Here is a 17906-nt window from a genome sequence, read left to right as displayed (position 1 = left end):
ACCGTGCTCAACGCGCCGTCGCCGACACCCTGCGCTCACTCAGTGACAAGTGAAAATCCTTGGGCACCATGGTCAGACGCTCGTCGACGGTCAGCTCGTAGTCGGGGTCGGCCCGCAGGTCGTATCGGTGCAGCAGGCTCGCGAGCACCAGCACCGCCTCGTGCAGCGCGAACTGGCGACCGATGCAGGAGCGCACCCCGGTGCCGAACGGCTGGTAGGTGTGGGCGGGCCGCTTCTTGATGTTCGCCGAGAGAAACCGGTCCGGATCGTAGACGTCGGGGTCGGTCCACACCTGCGGATCGCGGTGTACCAGGCCCAGCAGTACGATCGCCCAATCCTGCGGCCGCATCCGGTATTTCCCGCCGATCACGGTGTCCTCCCGCGGGCTGCGGGCGAAGGCGGGCACTGTCGGCCAGATTCGCAGCGCCTCGTCGAGACAGCGTCGGATGTAGCGGAACTTCGGCACCTGCTCGAACTCCGGCATCGCCGTGGGGTCCGCGCCGAGGATCTCGTCGGCCTCGGCCTGGGCACGCGCGAGGCACTCCGGGTTCTGGGAGAGGTAGTACAGGGTGAATGACAATGCCCCGGAGGTGGTTTCGTGCCCGGCGACCAGGAAGGTGAGGATCTGGTAGCGGATGTTGAGCATCGAGAGCTTCTCGCCCGTCTCGGGGTGGGCGACGTTGAGCATGATGCCGAGCAGATCGTCACGGTTCGGATCGCCTGCGCGGGCGGCGATCACCTCGTCGAGAAGCGAGTCGACGTACTCCTGGTGCTCGGCGTTACGGCGGTCGAGATAACGCATCAGGAATCGGCCACCCGGAGCGGTGCCCAGGCCGCCCTTGCGTCGGCCGGTCTCGAGGGCGCGGATCATCGCACCGATGAACGGATGCGGCTGCGCCGAGGAGAACGAACCGAAATCCTGACTGAAAGCGGTGCGTGTCAAGGTCTCCAGGGTCAGCTTGGTCATGTCCCGGGTGACATCGGTGTCGCCGCCGCGACGGTCCCAATAGTCGAAGAGTTCACTCGCGGTGGAGATCATCGTCGGGTGGTAGGAGCGGATCGCCGACTTGGTGAATGCCGGGATCAACAACTCGTGCGCCAGTTGCCAATTGGGCTCGTCGTTGCGCGCGGTGAACAAACCGTCGCCGGCGTACTGGCGCAGCGCGGTGATCGCCGGCGGCAGCGCCTTGCAGAAACGGGTCTCGTCGCAGAGTTCGGCGGTGAGCTCCGCCGACGCGACGAACACGAACTTCTGCCGGAAGATCTGCATCTCGAAGATCGGCCCGAGGCCCGGGCCCCACTCCAGGATGCTCAGCACCGGACTACGGGGATCGGAGACCCCGAGGTCACCGATCACCGGGCGCCGGGTGCCGGCATGCGGGAATCGTTGGCCGGACCAGTCGTTCTTCAGCGGGCGTCGCAACACATCCTCGACGATGCTCGTCGCGGGCGGTGGTGTCAACGTCTCGCGACGTCACTCACCGGTGAAGACCGGCTTCTCCTTGGCGGCGAACGCTTTCGGGCCGACCTTGGCGTCCTTGCTCTGGAACACCGAGATGCCGATCGGGGCCTCAATGGCGAAGGCGTCGAGTTCGTGCATGCCCTCGGTCTCGCGGATGGTCCGCAGGATCGCCTGCACGGCGAGGGGTCCGTTGGCGCAGATCGCGTCGGCGAGTTCGAGGGCTTTGTCGAGGGCGGCACCGTCGTCGACGACGTGGCCGATCAAACCGTACTCCTTGGCTTCGTCGGCGGTGATGTGCCGGCCCGTCAGGAGGATGTCGCAGGCGACGGTGTAGGGGATCTGGCGTACCAGGCGCACGGCACTGCCGCCGAGTGGGAACAGCCCCCAACGCGCTTCGGACACACCGAATCTGGCACTTCGGCCGGCCACCCGGATGTCGGTGCCCTGCAGGATCTCGGTACCGCCGGCGATCGCCGGACCCTCCACGGCGGCGATGAGCGGTTTGCTCAGACGCCGGCCCTTGAGCAGCGCAGGCAACGACGCCGGATTCCAGGTGCCCTGTTTGACCGTGTCGCCGGGAGCGTTGCGCGACATGGCCTTGAGGTCCATACCGGCGCAGAATGCGCCTCCTGCGCCGGTGAGGATCGCGGCCCGGATCTCCGGATCGGAGTCGACCCGGTCCCACGCCTCGGTCATGATCGCCATCATCTCCGAGGACAGCGCGTTGCGGGCCGCGGGACGGTTCATGGTGACGATCAGGACGTGCCCGCGTTGCTCGACCAGACAGTGTGGTGCGTCGTCGGTGGCGGGCGCGGCATGCGACGTCGTGGTCATCTCGACCCCCAGATCGGTGGAAGTGGCATGTGAAGAGAACGTGCTCTTGCTGGAAACGATAACACGTTCTAGTTTTGTGTCATGGCTTTCACCATCGGGGACCTCATCGAGCATGCGGTCGACCTCATGCCGGACCGCACCGCCGTCGAATCGGGCGATCGCTCGCGCACCTACGCCGAACTCGAGGCCCGCAGCAATGCCCTCGCTCACCACCTCCGTTCACTGGGTGTGCAACCCGGTGACAGAGTCGGCCTGTACAGCCGAAACACGATCGAATCCATCGAGGTGATGGTCGCGATCTTCAAGGCGCGGGCGGTGATGGTCAACGTCAACTACCGCTACGTCGAAGCCGAACTCGACCACATCTTCTCCGACTCCGGAATGACCGTGCTCATCCACGAACGCCAGTACTCGACGCGCGTGTGTAACGTGTTGTCGAATCGCGACGAGACCGGTGGTGTGCGGCCGGTCGTCGCCCACCGCGTCGTCATCCCCGACGGCAGTGACGTCGAGATCGGGACGCTCGCCGCCCCGGTCTTCTACGACGACGCGATCGCAGGCGAATCGATCGAGCGTGACTTCGAGGAGCGCTCCGACGACGACCTGTACATGCTCTACACCGGCGGCACGACCGGCCGACCCAAGGGTGTCGTGTGGCGGCAGGCCGACGTATGGCGGGTTCTCGGCGGTGGTATCGACTGGTACACGGGCGAGCCGGTCACCGACGAGTGGGAGCATGCGCGCACCGGTGCCGCGGGTGGGCAGCTCGTCCGATTCCCGATCCCGCCGTTCATCCACGGAGGCTCGCAGTGGGCGGTGTTCCAGGCGCTCTTCGGCGGCGGAAAAGCGGTGGTGTATCCCGATTTCGACGCGCACGCCGTCTGGGAGGCGGTCGGCCGGCACGGGGTCAACGTCATGTTCATCACCGGAGATGCGATGGGGCGCCCGATGATCGAGGCGCTCGGTCAGTGCGACTACGACACGTCCACACTCGTTTCCGTGGCGTCGTCTGCATGCCTGTTCTCGCCGAGCATCAAGGAGCAGTTCCTCGAACGCTTCCCCAACGCCGTCATCATCGACGCGATCGGGTCATCGGAGACCGGATTCGGCGGGATGGCCGCCGTCGTCAAGGGTGAGTCACACGTCGGGGCGCCACGAGTCAACGCCGACAAGCAAACCCACGTGCTGCGCGAGGACGGCACCCAGGTGGAGCCCGGCACCGGTGAGGTCGGGGTGCTCGCGCGTACCGGTCACATCCCGCTGCGCTATCACAACGATCCGGAGAAGTCGGCGAAGACGTTCAAGGAATTCAACGGGATTCGCTACTCGATTCCGGGGGATTTCGCCCGGGTCGAGGCCGACGGCACCATCACCATGCTGGGCCGCGGATCGGTGTCGATCAACACCGGCGGCGAGAAGGTCTATCCCGAAGAGGTCGAGGCGGCGCTCAAAGCACATCCCGACGTCTTCGACACCGTTGTCGTCGGGGTCGCCGACGACCGGTTCGGGCAGCGCGTCGCCGCGGTGATCGCCGCGCGTGACTCGGCGCGGCCGACGCTCGGGGAACTCGCCGACGTGGTGCGTAAAGAACTGGCGGGCTACAAGACGCCGCGCAGCGTGTGGTTCGTCGACGAGATCAAACGATCACCCGCGGGCAAGCCCGACTACCGGTGGGCGGCGTCGGTCACCGAGCGCCGCGCGGCCGATGAGACAGCAGACACAGAGATCAAAGGGGCCACTCGATGAAGACGGAACTGGCAACACGATTCGGGATCGACTACCCGATCTTCGGATTCACACCGAGCCAGCATGTGGCCGCGGCGATCAGTCGGGCCGGCGGCCTCGGCGTCCTGGGGTGCGTGCGGTTCAACGATCCGGAGGAACTCGACGAGGTCCTCGAGTGGATGCACGAGAACACCGACGGCAAGCCCTTCGGCGTCGACATCGTCATGCCCGCCAAGATCCCGACCGAAGGCAGCCATACCGACCTCGACTCGATGATCCCGCCCGAGCATCGCGCATTCGTGGAACGCACGCTCGACGACCTCGGTGTGCCGCCGCTGCCCGACGGCGACCGAGTCAACGCCGGAGTGCTCGGATGGCTGCATTCGGTGGCGCGTTCGCACGTCGACGTCGCGATGACCCACGCCGACAAGTACGGCCAGATCAAGCTCATCGCCAACGCCCTCGGGTCACCCCCCGCCGACGTCATCGCCGCCTCCCATGATCACGGTGTGTCGGTGGCTGCGCTGGCGGGTGCGAAAGATCATGCGCTGCACCATGTCGATGCCGGGGTCGACATCGTCATCGCCCAGGGATACGAGGGTGGTGGTCACACCGGCGAGGTGACGTCGATGATCCTGTGGCCCGAACTCGTCGACGCCGTCGGCGACCGGGCGCCGGTGTTGGCGGCCGGCGGTGTCGGCAGCGGCCGGCAGATCGCGGCCGCGATCGCCCTTGGCGCGCAGGGTGTCTGGATGGGCACCTACTGGCTCACCGCCGCCGAGTACAAACTCGGGATGCCCGAGGGGCAGGAGGGGCCGTCGACCGTCCAGCAGGCGCTGCTCGACGCGAGCTCGCGGGACACCGTGCGCCGGCGCATCTATTCCGGCAAGCCCGCTCGACTGCTCAAGACCAAGTGGACCGACGCGTGGGACGCCCAGGGCGCACCGGAGCCGCTGCCGATGCCGTTGCAGAACCTCCTGGTCTCCGAGGCGCACGCCCGGATCTCCGCGTCCAGCGACCCCGGGGTCGTGGCGATGCCCGCCGGTCAGATCGTCGGACGTCTCAACGCGATCACCCCGGTCGCCGAGCTGATCGCCGACATGGTCGCCGAATACGAGGAGTCCGCCGCCCGGATGCAGAAGACGCTGGAGGGGTAGCGCTTCGGTACGAATCCAGCTCTGGTGCAGGTGGTCTCGAGGCTCGCCGCACGCGGCTCGCACCTCGACCAGCGGGGGGAGGACGATGCTCTTGAAGGATGCTCCGCCCTTTCACACCCGCTGGCGCTTCCCAACCGACGGCCGTCCCATCCCGATGGTCGAGGTGCTGAGGAGCGCCAGCGACGAGCCTCGAGACCCCTTGTGGCGAAGGGTTTCCAGGCCACGGGCACGACACCTCGACCATCGGGTGGTGATTTCTCTATGGAGTTCTCAAACAACAGATGCGGTCCCGGCGATGCCGGGTGCGGGAAATCAGATAGTGGGGCAGGGTAGGTCAGGCTGCGGCGTCGTCGAGTCGCATAGTGCGTCGGTGATACGACGGCACTGGTCGTCGTTGCGGGTCGATGCTGGCGGGTGGGATCAGCCAGGGGTGTCGGTCGAAGCCCATGATGATGTCCCAGCCGTGGTGGTGGACATCGTCATGACAGCTGGTGCACAGGAGGCATCCGTTGTCCAGGTCGGTGGGACCGCCTTTGCTCCAGTGGACGAGGTGGTGTCCTTGGCAGCGTCCGGCGTGTGCACCGCATTTGATGCATCCGCGATCCCTCACCAACAACGCTTTCCGTTGGCCGGGGGTGAAGAAGCGTTTTGCTTCGCCAACACTGAGCGGTACACCGTGGGGGTCGAGCATGATCTTGGTGATGGTGGTGTCGCACGACAACAGTTTGGCGGTGGATTCGGTGATGGCTCCCATGTTCTGCAAGTCCCCGCCGAACGCCGGGTTGTCGGCTGACCAGGTCCACAACAGTCCGTTGGTCGGTGTGGTCGAGAAGGTGGTGTCGGCCAATCCTTGTGCCGCGAGTTCGACGATCGTTTCGAACGCGGCGGCACAGATCTGCTCGGGTGTCCGGGGATCGGGGGACCCATCGGGTTGGGGCTTCGGTTTGGACAAGGTTTCCATCAGAGTGCGGGTCTTTTCGCCGGCGATGATGTCGAGGTTCGCCGAGATTTCCAGCCGTCCGTCGTCGGTGATGCGCTCGGTGTAGGAGTTGATGTTCTTGTCCTCGGCGGCCGGTAACCCGCCGGGTGTTTCGGCCGCCAACTCGTTACCCAACTGCCGTGCGTAGATGTTGATCTCGGCGGGGGTGAAGCCGGCGAAATAGTGGGACAGCAGTTTCTGCAGGTATTCGCACCGTTGGACGGTGTCGAGGGGTTCGGGGGAGCGGGTGTCGATGTGGGCCAGTCCGCGGACGATGGCGTCGGTGTGTTCGGAGGAGATGGACCCGTCCGCGGCATGCGCCAACAACAGATCGATATCGGTGGTGCCGGCCATCCGCACATACCGACCTGCGACGGCAGGTGCGAAGCCCATGCTGATCAACAGTTCTCGAAGTCGGGTGGTTTTTTGGTCGGCCACCCCTAACCGGTCCATTTCGCCGGTGAGGGTGGTGGCGTGGTGATCGACCAGATTGCGGAGCAGGAGGACTTGTTTCATGGCGCCGAAGGCTTGGGGTCCGGTCATGTCGGGATTCCATTGCAGGTCGCTGAGTTGGGTGACGATGGCGGCGAAGACTGATTCGGCGTCAACATCTTTGATGTCAAGAGTTGTGGTGGTGTCGATCATGGTCCCTCCCCGGTGGCTGATCGGTGTGATGGGTCCAGTCTACGGGAAAATATGTTCGATGCAAGGGGCATTCTCGATCAATTCTGCTTGTGGACAACATGTTTCGGCGTCAATTCTTTGTCGGTGGGGTGTGGTAGGGGGCGTTGGCTTTCGTTTGTCTTGCTGTCGATGTGGTTGGGGGGCTTGTTGTCTCGCCGGGCCTCGAGGCTCGCCGCACGCGGCTCGCACCTCGACCATCGATCAGGAGGGTTTGCTCGTTCATCGGAGAAACGCGGTACGCGGTGTCGGCGCTCAGGCGCGGCTGGTGCAAGGCGGAGTCTACGAATTCGGTGCGCGTTCAGGGCTCCGGGCGGATGGATGTGGTTGGGAGGCTGGGTGTCTCGCTGGGTCTCGAGGCTCGCCGCACGCGGCTCGCACCTCGACCATCGATCAGGAGGGTTTGCTCGTTCATCGGAGAAACGCGGTACGCGGTGTCGGCGCTCAGGCGCGGCTCGTGCAAAGGCGGAGTCTACGAATTCGGTGCGCGTTCAGGGCTCCGGGCGGATGGATGTGGTTGGGAGGCTGGGTGTCTCGCCGGGTCTCGAGGCTCGCCGCACGCGGCTCGCACCTCGACCATCGGGGGGAAGGTCCGGCGGCTGGGGGGCGTTCACCTTGACCCTCTCGGGCCTCAGGGCCGCTGGTAGCGGCCGTTGATGCGGACCCAGGTCGGCGGCTCGGTGGATTCCCGCAGCCGGCGCTTCAGGGTTTTGAAGGTGGCAGTCTCCGGTAGGGCATCGACGACGCGAATCCGGTGCGGCCACTGCTTCGGCCCGAGATCGCTTTGTGCGGAGAGGAAATCGGTGAACTCAACGGGGCCGAGATCGCCGTCGGTGACCAGCACGGCCTCGATCTCATCGCCGATCTCGACGGGGACACCGAAGACGGCGGCCTGGCGGATGCTTCGATGGCGCAGCAGAATTCGCTCGATCGGTCCGGTTCCCAGGTTCTCGCCGTCGACGCGCATCCAGTCGCCGAGGCGCCCGGCGAAATGGAGGTAGCCGGCGTCGTCGACCCAGGCCAGGTCGCCGGTGTGGTAGACGCCGCCGCGCATCCGCTCGGCGGTCGCGTCCGGGTCGTTGTAGTAGCCGCTGAACAGGCCTGGCCCGGAGGTGTTCACGATCTCCCCGATCTCTCCGATGCGCGTCGGCGCACCAGAATCCGGGCTGACCACCGCGACCGGAGGGCGCATGGGGCCCAGCGCATCCGGGGGAGTGTCGGGGGTGCGGGTGATCGCAACACCGCCCTCGGTGGAACCGAAGCCGTCGATCACGTGGCAGCCGAAACGCGCGGCGAAGCGTTCCCGATCGGTCGCCGACGCCTCGTTGCCGTACATGATGCGCAGACTCGACGACGCGTCATCGGGCGACTCCGGGGTGGCGAGGATGTAGTTGAGCGGCTTACCGACATAGTTGGCGTAGGTGACTCCGTGACGTCGCACGTCGGCGACGAATCCACTCGCGGAGAACTTGCGGCGCAACACCATCGACGCACCGCCGGCCAGCGCCACCGACCATCCGGCGATCATCGCATTGGAGTGGAACATCGGCATCGACAGTCCGACGACGTCGTCGGGGCCGATCCCGAACCGCTCGGCGAGCATCACCCCGGCCGCGGCGAAGGTGCGTTGGGTGCACCGCACGGCCTTCGGGTCGCCGGTGGTGCCCGAGGTGAAGATCAGCATCAGCAGCTCGTCCGGGGACGCCTCTCGGGGAATCATGAGCGCCGCGGCCGATTCGGGCTCGGTGTAGCGGCTCACCCGATGCACCGGGACATCGAGCGCAACGTCGGCCAACAACGGTGCGGTGTGGTCGTCGACGAGCACGAACCGACAGTCGGCGCGGGCGATGTCGGCGGCCAGCGCGGCACCGCGCCGGGTGGTGTTGAGGCCGACGATCACCAGGCCGTCGAGCGCGGCGGCGGCCACCAGGATGCTGAAGTCGACGATGTTGTCCAGCAGTACCCCGACATGGGGAGTCGTGGTGTCGCCCAGCTGATCGCGCAGGCGCCGCGCGCAGCCCGATGATCGCAGCAGATGCTCCGCATACGAGACGAAGCCGCCCTCGTGCTCGATGCCACGGTCGTCGACATCGGTCAGCGCGAGCAACAGTGAGGTGATCGTCGCGGTCGACGACCCGAGGGCGACCGCGGCCGACGGCTCGGTCATCGGCCTGGTTCGGTCATCACGCCGGTGCCCCTGCCAACGCGTCCCCGATGGCGGCGAGTGTGATCGGTGCGGAACCGAGGGTGTACTCGTTCTGCTTGGCGCGCAGGAAATACCGGTGCACCGGGTGAGTGGTGTCCAGGCCGACGCCACCATGAACGTGGACCGCGGTGTGCGCCACCCGATGTCCGGCGTCGCATGCCCAGAACTTGGCGGTCTGCACCGCGACGTGCAGTCCACCGTCGTCGTTGTCCTCGTCGGCGTCGGCGATCCGGGTGAACTGCCACGCCGCGGCGAGCGTGGTCAGCGACAGTCCCTGGGTGTCGATGTAGCCGTCGGCGAGTCGCTGGGCGACCGCCTGGAACGTTCCGATCGGCTTACCGAACTGCTCCCGCTCGACGGCATAGGCGGCGGTGAGTTCCAGTGCACGGGAGAGAGTTCCGGATTGATCGGCACACACCGCCAGGGTTGCGCGGTCAACGATGTCGGCGACGGTGTCCGCGCCACCATCCAACACGTCGTCGTCGTCGACGGCCACGCCGTCGAAATCCACGACGAAGGTCGGCGTCTTCGCGGTGGCCGGAGTGGGGGTGAGTCCGATCCCCGCGGCGTCGGCGTCGACGACCACCGCGCGAACCCCGTCCGGCGACATCGCGTTGACCACGATCGCCGTGGCGGCGCCGGCAAAGGCGACATTGACCTTGGATCCGGTCAAGGCCCAGCCGTGTTCGGTGCGACTCAGCAGGGTCTGCGGTTGATCGGAGCCGGTTCCGAGGTCCTCTTCGAGGGCGACGGTGAGCACGGCCGTGCCGGTCGCGGCATCGCCGACGAGACGCCCCCGAAGCGCTGCCGAACCGTGCGTGGCGATCGCGGGAAGTGCAGCGATGGCGTGCAGTCCGTACGGCACCCGGGCGAGCCCGCGGCCCAATTGCTCGGCGACGGTGATCGATTCGAGAATCGACTGGCCGGCACCGGCGTCGCCCGCGACCTCCGTCCCCACCTCGAGGCCGTGGAGTCCGGCCGCACCGAGTTCGCGCCACAGCACATCGTCGAGCGCGGCGTCGTCGGCCTCGAGCCGCGCCACGCGGTCGTCGGTGCTCACCTTCTCGGTGATGTCACGGGCGAGCCCGCGCAGGTCTTCGGTCACTTCGGGGAGTGTGAAATCCATTGTGCTGCTCTCGCGTCGGTGTGGGTGGGCGGCGATCAGCGTCGCTGATGGGGCAGGCCGAGGGCGGTCATCGCGATGATGTCGCGCTGGACCTCGTTGGTACCGCCACCGAAGGTGAGGATCAGCGAGGTGCGCTGGAACCGTTCGAGGCGCCCCAGCAGGTGTGCTCGCGGACTGCCCGCCCGAATGGTTGCGGCCGGACCGACGACCTCCATCAGCAATCGGTAGGCCTCGGTGGCGAATTCGGTACCGAAGACCTTGGTGGCCGAGGCGTCGGCGGGGCTCGGTGCGCCACCGGAGCTGGCCGCCGAGGCGATCTTCCAGTTGAGCAGCTTGAGTAACTCGACCTTGGCGTGCACCCGCGCCAGGTTCTGACGAACCCACTCGGTGTCGACGAGGCGCTGTCCGTCACCGGTTTTCGTCTGCTGCGCCCAGGCCAGCGTTTCCCGCAGCGCGGTCTGTATCGGGGCAGCGCTGCACAGTGCCACCCGTTCGTTGTTGAGCTGATTGGTGACCAGCGACCAGCCCCGGCCCTCCTCGCCGACCCGCGAACTCACCGGCACCCGGACGTCGGAGTAGTAGGTGGCGCTGGTGTCGACACCGGCCATGGTGTGCACAGGGGTGTAGGAGAACCCATCGGCGTCGGCGGGCACGATCAGCACCGAGATGCCGTGGTGGCGTTTGAGTCCACGGGCTCGCCCCTCGTCGGTGAGCGTCGCCGGGTCGGTGCGACACGCGAGCCAGATGTAGTCGGCGTAGGCGATCAACGACGTCCACATCTTCTGCCCGTTGATGACGTAGTCGTCACCGTCGCGCACTGCGGTGGTCCGCAGCCCGGCGAGGTCGGTGCCGGCGCCGGGCTCAGAATAGCCGATGGAGAAATGCAATTCGCCCGCGGCGATGCGCGGCAGGAAGAATGCCTTCTGCTCGTCGGTGCCGTAGTGCATGATCGTCGGTGCCACCGAGTTGATCGTCAAGAAGGGCACCGGCGCCCCGGCGATCGCTGCCTCGTCGGTGAAGATCAGTTGATCCATCATCGAGCGGTTCTGGCCGCCGAACTCGGTCGGCCACCCCAGTGCCAGCCAGCCGTCGGCTCCCATCTGGCGTACCACGTCGCGGTAGGCGTCGCCCTCGCCGAGTTCACCGTCACCGCCGGTGAGTGCAGCCCGCCGGTCCTCGGTCATCAGTTCGGTGAAGTAGGCCCGCAACTCGCGCCGCAGCGCCGATTGCTCGTCGGTGTAGGCAATGCGCATGGGTGGACTCCGTCGTGGATCGATCGGTGGGGGACTCGCCAATATCTGAAACACGTTCTAACCTGTTTGGCACAGCCCGTCAACCAGCGGGCACGCTGAGGAGGAGCGAGTCGATGCATATCAAGGCAGATTTCGACCTGTGCGAATCGAACGCGATCTGTGTCGGGATGGCGCCCGACATCTTTGATCTCGATGACGACGACTACCTGGTCATTCTGAAAGACGAGGTACCCGAGGGCCGTGAAGAGGAGCTGCGTCAGGTCGTCGCCAACTGCCCCAAGTCGGCGCTGTCGATCGAGGAGTGAATTTCGCCGAAACCGCCCCGGCGCGTCACCCCGACCGGCTAGCGTGTTAGAACAGGTTCTAGTTTTCGTTCACACCGCGTTCGGCTGGAGGGGTTGGCAGTGACTGCTGGATCGTTGGAGGGGCGCGTTGCGGTGGTCACCGGCGCGGGTGCCGGGTTGGGTCGGGCCGAGGCACTCGGGCTCGCCGCACAAGGTGCGACGGTCATCGTCAATGACCTTGCGAACGCACTCGACGCGAGCGACGTGATCGACGAGATCGCCGCGTCCGGCGCAACCGCGGTACCGGTACCCGGTGACATCTCGGACTCGGCCACCGCCGCCGAGATCATGCGCACAGCAACCGCCGAGCTCGGCGGACTGCACATCGTGGTGAACAATGCCGGGGTCGTTCGCGACAAGATGCTCTTCAATCTCACCGATGACGACTGGGATCTGGTCATCCGGGTTCACCTGCGCGGCCATTTCCTGCTCACCCGCAACGCGGCCGCCCATTGGCGAGCCGAATCCAAGGCCGCCGGCGGTCCCGTCTATGGGCGCATCGTCAACACCTCCAGCGAGGCCGGATTACTCGGCCCCGAGGGCCAGGCGAACTACGGCGCGGCCAAGGCCGGCATCACCGCGCTGACACTGTCGGCATCAAGAGCGTTGGGCCGCTACGGGGTTCGCGCCAATGCGATCTGCCCGCGGGCTCGCACGGCGATGACCGCCGGGGTCTTCGGTGAGGCGCCCGGCGAGGGCGTCGATCCGCTCTCGCCCGAACACGTCGTCCGACTCGTCACCTACCTCGCCGGCCCGGACGCCGATTCGGTCACGGGGCAGGTATTCCTCGTGTACGGTCCCCGAGTCATGGTGATGGCCGCGCCCACCGTGGATGAGGTCTTCACCGCGGAGGGGGATGCATGGGACGACGGGGATCTCGCCAAGACGCTGAGCAGCTACTTCGCCGATCGCGACCCGCGTCGGACGTTCTCGGCTCGCGACCTGATGTCCTGACCGATTGTTGTGGGTCAAGTGTCCTAGTATTGACCGAACCCAGTGATTTTTTGCGCGTGAGTTCCAAGGCTTGAGGAGTGCTGTGCTGAGCAGGCTGGCGGGACCCCTCGACGGGGTGGGCGACTTCGTCGCACTCGGGGTGGACTCGGTCCGGGAGCTGTTCCGCCGCCCGTTTCAATGGCGGGAAACGGTTGAACAGTCCTGGGCCATCGCCCGTGTGTCGATGGTGCCGACGCTGCTCGTCGCGATCCCCTTCACCGTGCTGGTGAGCTTCACCCTCAACATCCTGCTGCGCGAGATCGGTGCGCAGGATCTCTCCGGCGCGGGCGCCGCCCTGGGCACGATCACCCAGATCGGCCCCATCGTCACGGTGCTCATCGTCGCCGGCGCCGGGGCGACCGCGATCTGCGCCGACCTCGGTGCCCGCACCATCCGCGAGGAGATCGACGCGATGAAGGTGCTCGGCATCAACCCGGTGCACCGCCTCGTCGTTCCTCGTATCATCGCCTCGACCGGTGTCGCCATCCTGCTCAACAGCCTGGTGTGCACCATCGGCATCGGCGGCGGTTTCGTCTTCTCGGTCTATCTGCAAGACGTCAACCCCGGTGCGTTCATCGCGAACCTGACGCTGCTCACCGGGTTCGGTGAACTGATGATCTCGATGGTCAAGGCGGCGTTGTTCGGCCTGTTCGCCGGCATGGTCGGCTGCTATCAGGGACTCAACGTCAAGGGCGGCGCGAAGGGCGTCGGCGACGCGGTCAACGAGACCGTCGTGTACTCCTTCATGGCGTTGTTCGTGGTGAACGTCGTGGTGACCGCGGTCGGTCTGAAGGCGACGGCGGGGTAAGCGATGGTCCTTCCGTTCACCACCCGGCTGCGCACCGCGCGCGTTGCGGTCAAACGCGCAGGCGAGGACTGGAACCAGATCGGCGATCAGGCACTGTTCTACTGGGACAGCGTCGTGTCGATCCCGCGTGCGGTCCGCCTCTACAAGAAGGAGACGCTGCGGCTGATCGCCGAGATCTCCATGGGTACAGGTGCTCTCGCGATGATCGGTGGCACCGTCGTGGTCGTCGGCTTCCTCACCCTGTTCACCGGCGGCACCATCGCCGTGCAGGGCTACAGCTCGCTGGCCAACATCGGTGTCGAGGCGCTCACCGGCTTCTTCTCCGCGTTCATCAATGTGCGCATCGCGGTCCCGGTGATCTCCGGAATCGCCCTGGCCGCGACGATCGGGGCCGGTGCCACAGCACAATTGGGCGCGATGCGGGTCAGCGAGGAGATCGACGCCCTGGAGACCATGGCCATCGCCTCGATCCCGTACCTGGTGAGCACCCGCATCGTCGCCGGGATGATCGCGATCGTCCCGTTGTACTCGCTGGCCTCCCTCGCCTCCTTCCTCGCGAGTCGATTCGCGACGGTGTTCATCTACGGACAGTCGCCCGGCGTCTACGACCACTACTTCGACACCTTCCTCATCCCGTCGGACATCCTGTGGTCGTTCGTGCAGGCCATCTGCATGGCCATTGCGGTCATGCTCATCCACACCTACTACGGCTACAACGCCACCGGCGGTCCCGTCGGCGTCGGTGTGGCGGTCGGCAACGCGGTGCGCGCGTCGCTGGTCGTGGTCGTCGTCATCACCCTGCTCACCTCGTTGGCCATCTACGGGTCCGACGGCAAGTTCAATCTGGCGGGCTGAGTGATGGCGAGTCGAGGAGAACGCAGCAACTGGGTACGCAAGCTCGCCGCGGTCATCATGGTGGGCGGGCTGATCGCGATCATCGCCGCCGCCTCCGGGTCGTTCCTCGGTTGGTTCGCCTCCACCGAGCGGGTGACCCTGCAGGCCCCCCGCGCCGGCCTGGTGATGAGCCCCGACGCCAAGGTGCGCCTGCGCGGGGTGCAGGTGGGCACCGTCAAATCGATCACCGAGACCGGTGACCATGCCGTCCTCGCCCTCGACATCAACTCCGATCAGATGTCGCAGATCCCCGGCAACGTGACCGCGCAAATCAAGTCCAACACCGTCTTCGGGGCCAAGTCGGTGTACTTCGAGGTGCCGCCGACGGGACCGAGCGGACAGTTGCAGCCCGGCCAGAACATCGACGCCCAGCACGTCGTCGTCGAACTCAACACCGTCTATCAGCAGCTGGTTGCGGTACTCGCCGACATCCAGCCCGACAAACTCAACGCCACCGTCGGTGCGGTCAACACGGCGCTGTCCGGTCGTGGCGCCGACATCGGCAATTCGCTGGGCACGTTGTCGGGGCTGCTCGGCAAGACCAATCCGCATCTGCCCGAACTCGACGAGCTGATCCGGCAGACGGCGACGGTGACCAATGTCTACGGCGATGTGATGGGTGATCTTATGCGCACCATCGACAACGCGGTGTATACCGGGAACACGTTGCGCGACAACGCCTCCAACTTCGATGCGCTGCTGATCAACGTGACCGGCATGGCCAACACGATCAACAACGACGTCCTGGCGCCGTCGAAGGCCGACCTCATGGCGACGCTGTCCCAATTCGACCCGGTGTCACAGCTTCTCGGGTACCAGGCCCCGGGTATCTCGTGCTTCCTGCGCACCACGGCGATCGGTGCCGACATGGCCAAGCCCTACGAGGGCGGAGAGAACGGCATGTTGAAGCTCTACGCCGGACTGTTGCCGGGCAAAGAGCCCTACACGTATCCGAACAGCCTGCCGCGGGTCGACGCACAGGGTGCCCCCACCTGTGCGGGCGGGCTGAGCAATCCCAATACCACCGAGCACTCGAAGTTCTACGTGACCGACAACGCGCAGGTGCCCTACCAGCCGCGGATGACACCGAAGGTCAACCGGGAGAAGCTCTTCCAGCTGCTGTTCGGGGAGCCCGACCTTGGATAACCGCGCACGCGCGTTCCGCGCGACCGTCATCAAACTCGGCGCCTTCGCCATCGTGATGGTGCTGGTGTTCATCGGACTCGTCGTCGTGTTCAGCAACTACCGATCCGGTAGCTCCGACGACTACCGGGCGCTGTTCTCCAGTGCCTCGCAGATCAAGTCGGGCAGCAAGGTCAAGATCGCCGGGGTCGAGGTGGGCTCGGTCGACAACGTCTCGCTGACCCCCGACAACGAGGCGCTGGTGAAGTTCTCCGTCGACGACCAGTACAAGCTACCCAAGTCGGTGCGCGCGTTGATCCGCTACGAAAACCTCACCGGCGACCGATATCTCGAGCTGCAGCAGGGACCCGGCGACCCCGACGACACGCTCGCGCCGTCGGATACGATCCCGGCCTCGCAGACCGAGCCGGCACTCGACCTCGACAAGCTCCTCGGCGGGTTCAAGCCGTTGTTCCGTACCCTCGACGCCAACGAGGTCAACGAACTGTCGACCTCGCTGGTGGCCGTCTTCCAGGGGCAGGGTCCGGCGCTGAACAAACTTCTCGCCGACACCGCCTCGTTCACCAACGCCCTCGGTGACCGGGATCAGTTGATCGATAGCGTCATCGACAACCTGAATCAGATGCTCGGCACTCTCGACGGCGACCGCGGTGGCCTCGACACCAGCCTCGACCAGATGCAGATGCTCATCACCGGACTGTCGGCGCAGCGCGGCACCATCGGCAACTCGCTGACCCAGACCGCGCAGGTCACCGACGGACTCGCCGACCTGCTGTCCTCGACCCGGCCCGGCCTCAAATCCACCCTGACCAGCATCGGCGTCGCCTCGGACAATGTGCTTGCGGCCGAACCGTTCCTGCGGTCGCTACTGCCGCGCCTGCCCAACGACTACAAGAAGCTCTCGAATCTCGGTAGCTACGGCGCCTGGTTGCAGATCTACTTCTGCCGGATTCGCCTGCTGCTCAGCGGTCCGGACGGCAAACAGTACTTCTTCACCTCCAACGACGTCATGGGGGACACCACCAAGGCCGGGGGGAGGTGTTCGTCGCAATCATGAGTACGTCGGGAACGAGTAGGGGTCCGTTCGGGAATCTGTTCCGCAGCAATCGGTCCGGGTCGGACGAGGCCGATGTGGCCCGCGAGAACAAGCGCGGCGGGCGGACCCGCAGGCAGATCGGTCTGATCGGCATCGTGGTGACCGCGATGGTGGTCGTGGTGGCCCTGCAGATGGACAAGCTGCCGCTGATCTCGCCGATCAGCACCTACACCGCCTACTTCGACGACGCGGGCGGCCTGGTCACCGGCGACATCGTGACCGTCGCCGGGGTCAATGTGGGCACCGTGGAGGGCATCCGCCTGGCGTCGACCGACGCCGGAACCAAGGCCGCCGTCAGTTTCCGGATGAACGACACGGTCTCGATGGGTACCGACACCCAGGCCGCGATCAAGACCGAAACCGTGCTGGGCCGACGGAATCTGACGATCCTGCCGCACGGGACCGGGCGGATAGAGCCGGGAGGGGAGATCCCCAACCGCAACACCGTCGCCCCGTACTCGCTGACCGACGCCCTCGACAATGCGACCGACACTCTCTCGCAGACCAACACCGCCGAACTCAACAAGGCGCTCGACACGCTGTCGGTGACGTTCTCGGCCACCCCGGATCAGGTGCAGGGAGCCGTCGACGGTGTCGCGAAGCTGTCCAAGGCGGTCGCCGACCGCGACAACGCGCTACGCGAGCTGCTCGCCAAGGCCTCCGGGGTCACCCAGGTCATCGGTGATCGCAGCAAGCAGCTCAACCAACTGCTCCTCGACGCCAACATGCTGCTCGGCGAGTTGCAGTTCCGGCGCGCGGCGATCGCCCAGCTCATCAGCGGCACACGCGATGTCGCCGCGCAGATCAGCGGTTTCATCAACGACAACAACGCCCAGCTGACGCCGGTGCTCGACAAGTTCAACAAGGTGCTCGACATCCTCAACGACAACGAGAACAACCTCAAGGAGACCGTCGACCGGCTCGGGCCGTTCGCCAACGCCCTCGGCGAATCGGTCGCCAACGGACCCAACTTCGACTCGCTGGTCGGCGTCAGCACCTTCGGTGACTACACCGCCACATTCATGAAGGTGTTGCAGCAGAAGTATCCCGAAGTCGCGCAAGCCTTCTCGTATTCGGGATTCCCGTTGCTGCCCAACGCGTGGAGCCAGGCGCCGGGCGCCAACCCCCCGCCCCGCACCCCGGTACCCTCGCCGACGATTCCCACCCCGCCGCCATCGACCCCGACGACAAGGCCGGGTGGTTGA

15 protein-coding genes are annotated in these 17906 nt (G+C 65.9%); 9 read left to right on the top strand and 6 right to left on the bottom strand.

Translation table 11 applies throughout. From position 1 onward, the window contains the following. Positions 1-7: 7 nt before the first annotated feature. Both J6U32_RS25455 and J6U32_RS25450 read right to left on the bottom strand, forming a co-directional pair. Positions 8-1462 carry a cytochrome P450 gene (locus J6U32_RS25455; protein ID WP_208792694.1) on the bottom strand — a complete coding sequence of 485 codons (1455 nt, stop codon included), beginning with the start codon at positions 1460-1462 and terminating at the stop codon, positions 8-10. 12 nt (positions 1463-1474) lie between these two features. Beyond that, on the bottom strand, positions 1475-2296 hold the full coding sequence (locus J6U32_RS25450) for a crotonase/enoyl-CoA hydratase family protein (RefSeq protein WP_208792693.1): 822 nt from the start codon (positions 2294-2296) through the stop codon (positions 1475-1477). An 81-nt stretch (positions 2297-2377) separates the two neighbouring features. On the opposite strand from J6U32_RS25450, the gene J6U32_RS25445 reads away from it, so the two are divergent. Next, positions 2378-4042 carry an acyl-CoA synthetase gene (locus J6U32_RS25445; RefSeq protein WP_208792692.1) on the top strand — a complete coding sequence of 555 codons (1665 nt, stop codon included), beginning with the start codon at positions 2378-2380 and terminating at the stop codon, positions 4040-4042. After that, complete coding sequence (locus J6U32_RS25440; RefSeq protein WP_208792691.1) at positions 4039-5178, top strand: NAD(P)H-dependent flavin oxidoreductase; 1140 nt, start codon at positions 4039-4041, stop codon at positions 5176-5178. The genes J6U32_RS25445 and J6U32_RS25440 overlap by 4 nt, the downstream gene beginning before the upstream one ends. Before the next feature lie 334 nt (positions 5179-5512). On the opposite strand, the gene J6U32_RS25435 is transcribed toward J6U32_RS25440, so the two are convergent. The 4 genes from J6U32_RS25435 to J6U32_RS25420 all read right to left on the bottom strand — a co-directional run bounded on the left by J6U32_RS25435 (position 5513) and on the right by J6U32_RS25420 (position 11423). Next, positions 5513-6802, bottom strand: a complete 1290-nt coding sequence (locus J6U32_RS25435; RefSeq protein WP_208792690.1) for an HNH endonuclease — start codon at positions 6800-6802, stop codon at positions 5513-5515. 667 nt (positions 6803-7469) lie between these two features. Next, a complete protein-coding gene (locus J6U32_RS25430; protein WP_208792689.1) occupies positions 7470-9005 on the bottom strand; it encodes an AMP-binding protein in 1536 nt (511 codons plus the stop codon). A gap of 16 nt (positions 9006-9021) precedes the next feature. Further along, positions 9022-10170, bottom strand: coding sequence for an acyl-CoA dehydrogenase family protein (locus J6U32_RS25425; protein WP_208792688.1), 1149 nt, complete (start codon positions 10168-10170; stop codon positions 9022-9024). 35 nt (positions 10171-10205) lie between these two features. Then, positions 10206-11423 (bottom strand): acyl-CoA dehydrogenase family protein, encoded by a 1218-nt coding sequence (locus J6U32_RS25420; protein ID WP_208792687.1) that lies wholly within the window; start codon positions 11421-11423, stop codon positions 10206-10208. 113 nt (positions 11424-11536) lie between these two features. Between J6U32_RS25420 and J6U32_RS25415 the strand changes: the two genes are divergently transcribed. From J6U32_RS25415 to J6U32_RS25385, 7 genes are all read left to right on the top strand, one after another. After that, a complete protein-coding gene (locus tag J6U32_RS25415; RefSeq protein ID WP_006371993.1) occupies positions 11537-11728 on the top strand; it encodes a ferredoxin in 192 nt (63 codons plus the stop codon). 99 nt (positions 11729-11827) lie between these two features. After that, positions 11828-12721: a 3-oxoacyl-ACP reductase gene (locus J6U32_RS25410; RefSeq protein WP_208792686.1), complete on the top strand. Its 894-nt coding sequence runs from the start codon at positions 11828-11830 to the stop codon at positions 12719-12721. Between the two features lie 82 nt (positions 12722-12803). Continuing rightward, entirely contained in the window at positions 12804-13568 is a 765-nt protein-coding gene (locus tag J6U32_RS25405) for an MlaE family ABC transporter permease (RefSeq protein ID WP_006371995.1), read from the top strand. A gap of 3 nt (positions 13569-13571) precedes the next feature. Then, entirely contained in the window at positions 13572-14423 is an 852-nt protein-coding gene (locus tag J6U32_RS25400; protein ID WP_208792685.1) for an MlaE family ABC transporter permease, read from the top strand. A gap of 3 nt (positions 14424-14426) precedes the next feature. Continuing rightward, positions 14427-15608 carry an MCE family protein gene (locus tag J6U32_RS25395; protein ID WP_208792684.1) on the top strand — a complete coding sequence of 394 codons (1182 nt, stop codon included), beginning with the start codon at positions 14427-14429 and terminating at the stop codon, positions 15606-15608. Then, positions 15601-16662: an MCE family protein gene (locus J6U32_RS25390; RefSeq protein ID WP_208792683.1), complete on the top strand. Its 1062-nt coding sequence runs from the start codon at positions 15601-15603 to the stop codon at positions 16660-16662. The genes J6U32_RS25395 and J6U32_RS25390 overlap by 8 nt, the downstream gene beginning before the upstream one ends. Then, positions 16659-17906 carry an MCE family protein gene (locus J6U32_RS25385; protein WP_208792682.1) on the top strand — a complete coding sequence of 416 codons (1248 nt, stop codon included), beginning with the start codon at positions 16659-16661 and terminating at the stop codon, positions 17904-17906. Before J6U32_RS25390 ends, J6U32_RS25385 begins: the two co-directional genes overlap by 4 nt.

The organism is Gordonia polyisoprenivorans (assembly GCF_017654315.1).
Lineage (GTDB): Bacteria > Actinomycetota > Actinomycetes > Mycobacteriales > Mycobacteriaceae > Gordonia > Gordonia polyisoprenivorans_A.
The sequence above is the reverse complement of the archived record's forward strand: the minus strand, read 5'-3'. Positions and strand labels throughout refer to the sequence as shown.

Coding starts and splice junctions, on each gene's coding strand:
- J6U32_RS25450 (WP_208792693.1), bottom strand. CDS start 2,296: ATGACCACGACGTCGCATGCCGCGCCCGCCACCGACGACGCACCACAC.
- J6U32_RS25445 (WP_208792692.1), top strand. CDS start 2,378: ATGGCTTTCACCATCGGGGACCTCATCGAGCATGCGGTCGACCTCATG.
- J6U32_RS25440 (WP_208792691.1), top strand. CDS start 4,039: ATGAAGACGGAACTGGCAACACGATTCGGGATCGACTACCCGATCTTC.
- J6U32_RS25435 (WP_208792690.1), bottom strand. CDS start 6,802: ATGATCGACACCACCACAACTCTTGACATCAAAGATGTTGACGCCGAA.
- J6U32_RS25430 (WP_208792689.1), bottom strand. CDS start 9,005: ATGACCGAGCCGTCGGCCGCGGTCGCCCTCGGGTCGTCGACCGCGACG.
- J6U32_RS25425 (WP_208792688.1), bottom strand. CDS start 10,170: ATGGATTTCACACTCCCCGAAGTGACCGAAGACCTGCGCGGGCTCGCC.
- J6U32_RS25420 (WP_208792687.1), bottom strand. CDS start 11,423: ATGCGCATTGCCTACACCGACGAGCAATCGGCGCTGCGGCGCGAGTTG.
- J6U32_RS25415 (WP_006371993.1), top strand. CDS start 11,537: ATGCATATCAAGGCAGATTTCGACCTGTGCGAATCGAACGCGATCTGT.
- J6U32_RS25400 (WP_208792685.1), top strand. CDS start 13,572: ATGGTCCTTCCGTTCACCACCCGGCTGCGCACCGCGCGCGTTGCGGTC.
- J6U32_RS25395 (WP_208792684.1), top strand. CDS start 14,427: ATGGCGAGTCGAGGAGAACGCAGCAACTGGGTACGCAAGCTCGCCGCG.
- J6U32_RS25385 (WP_208792682.1), top strand. CDS start 16,659: ATGAGTACGTCGGGAACGAGTAGGGGTCCGTTCGGGAATCTGTTCCGC.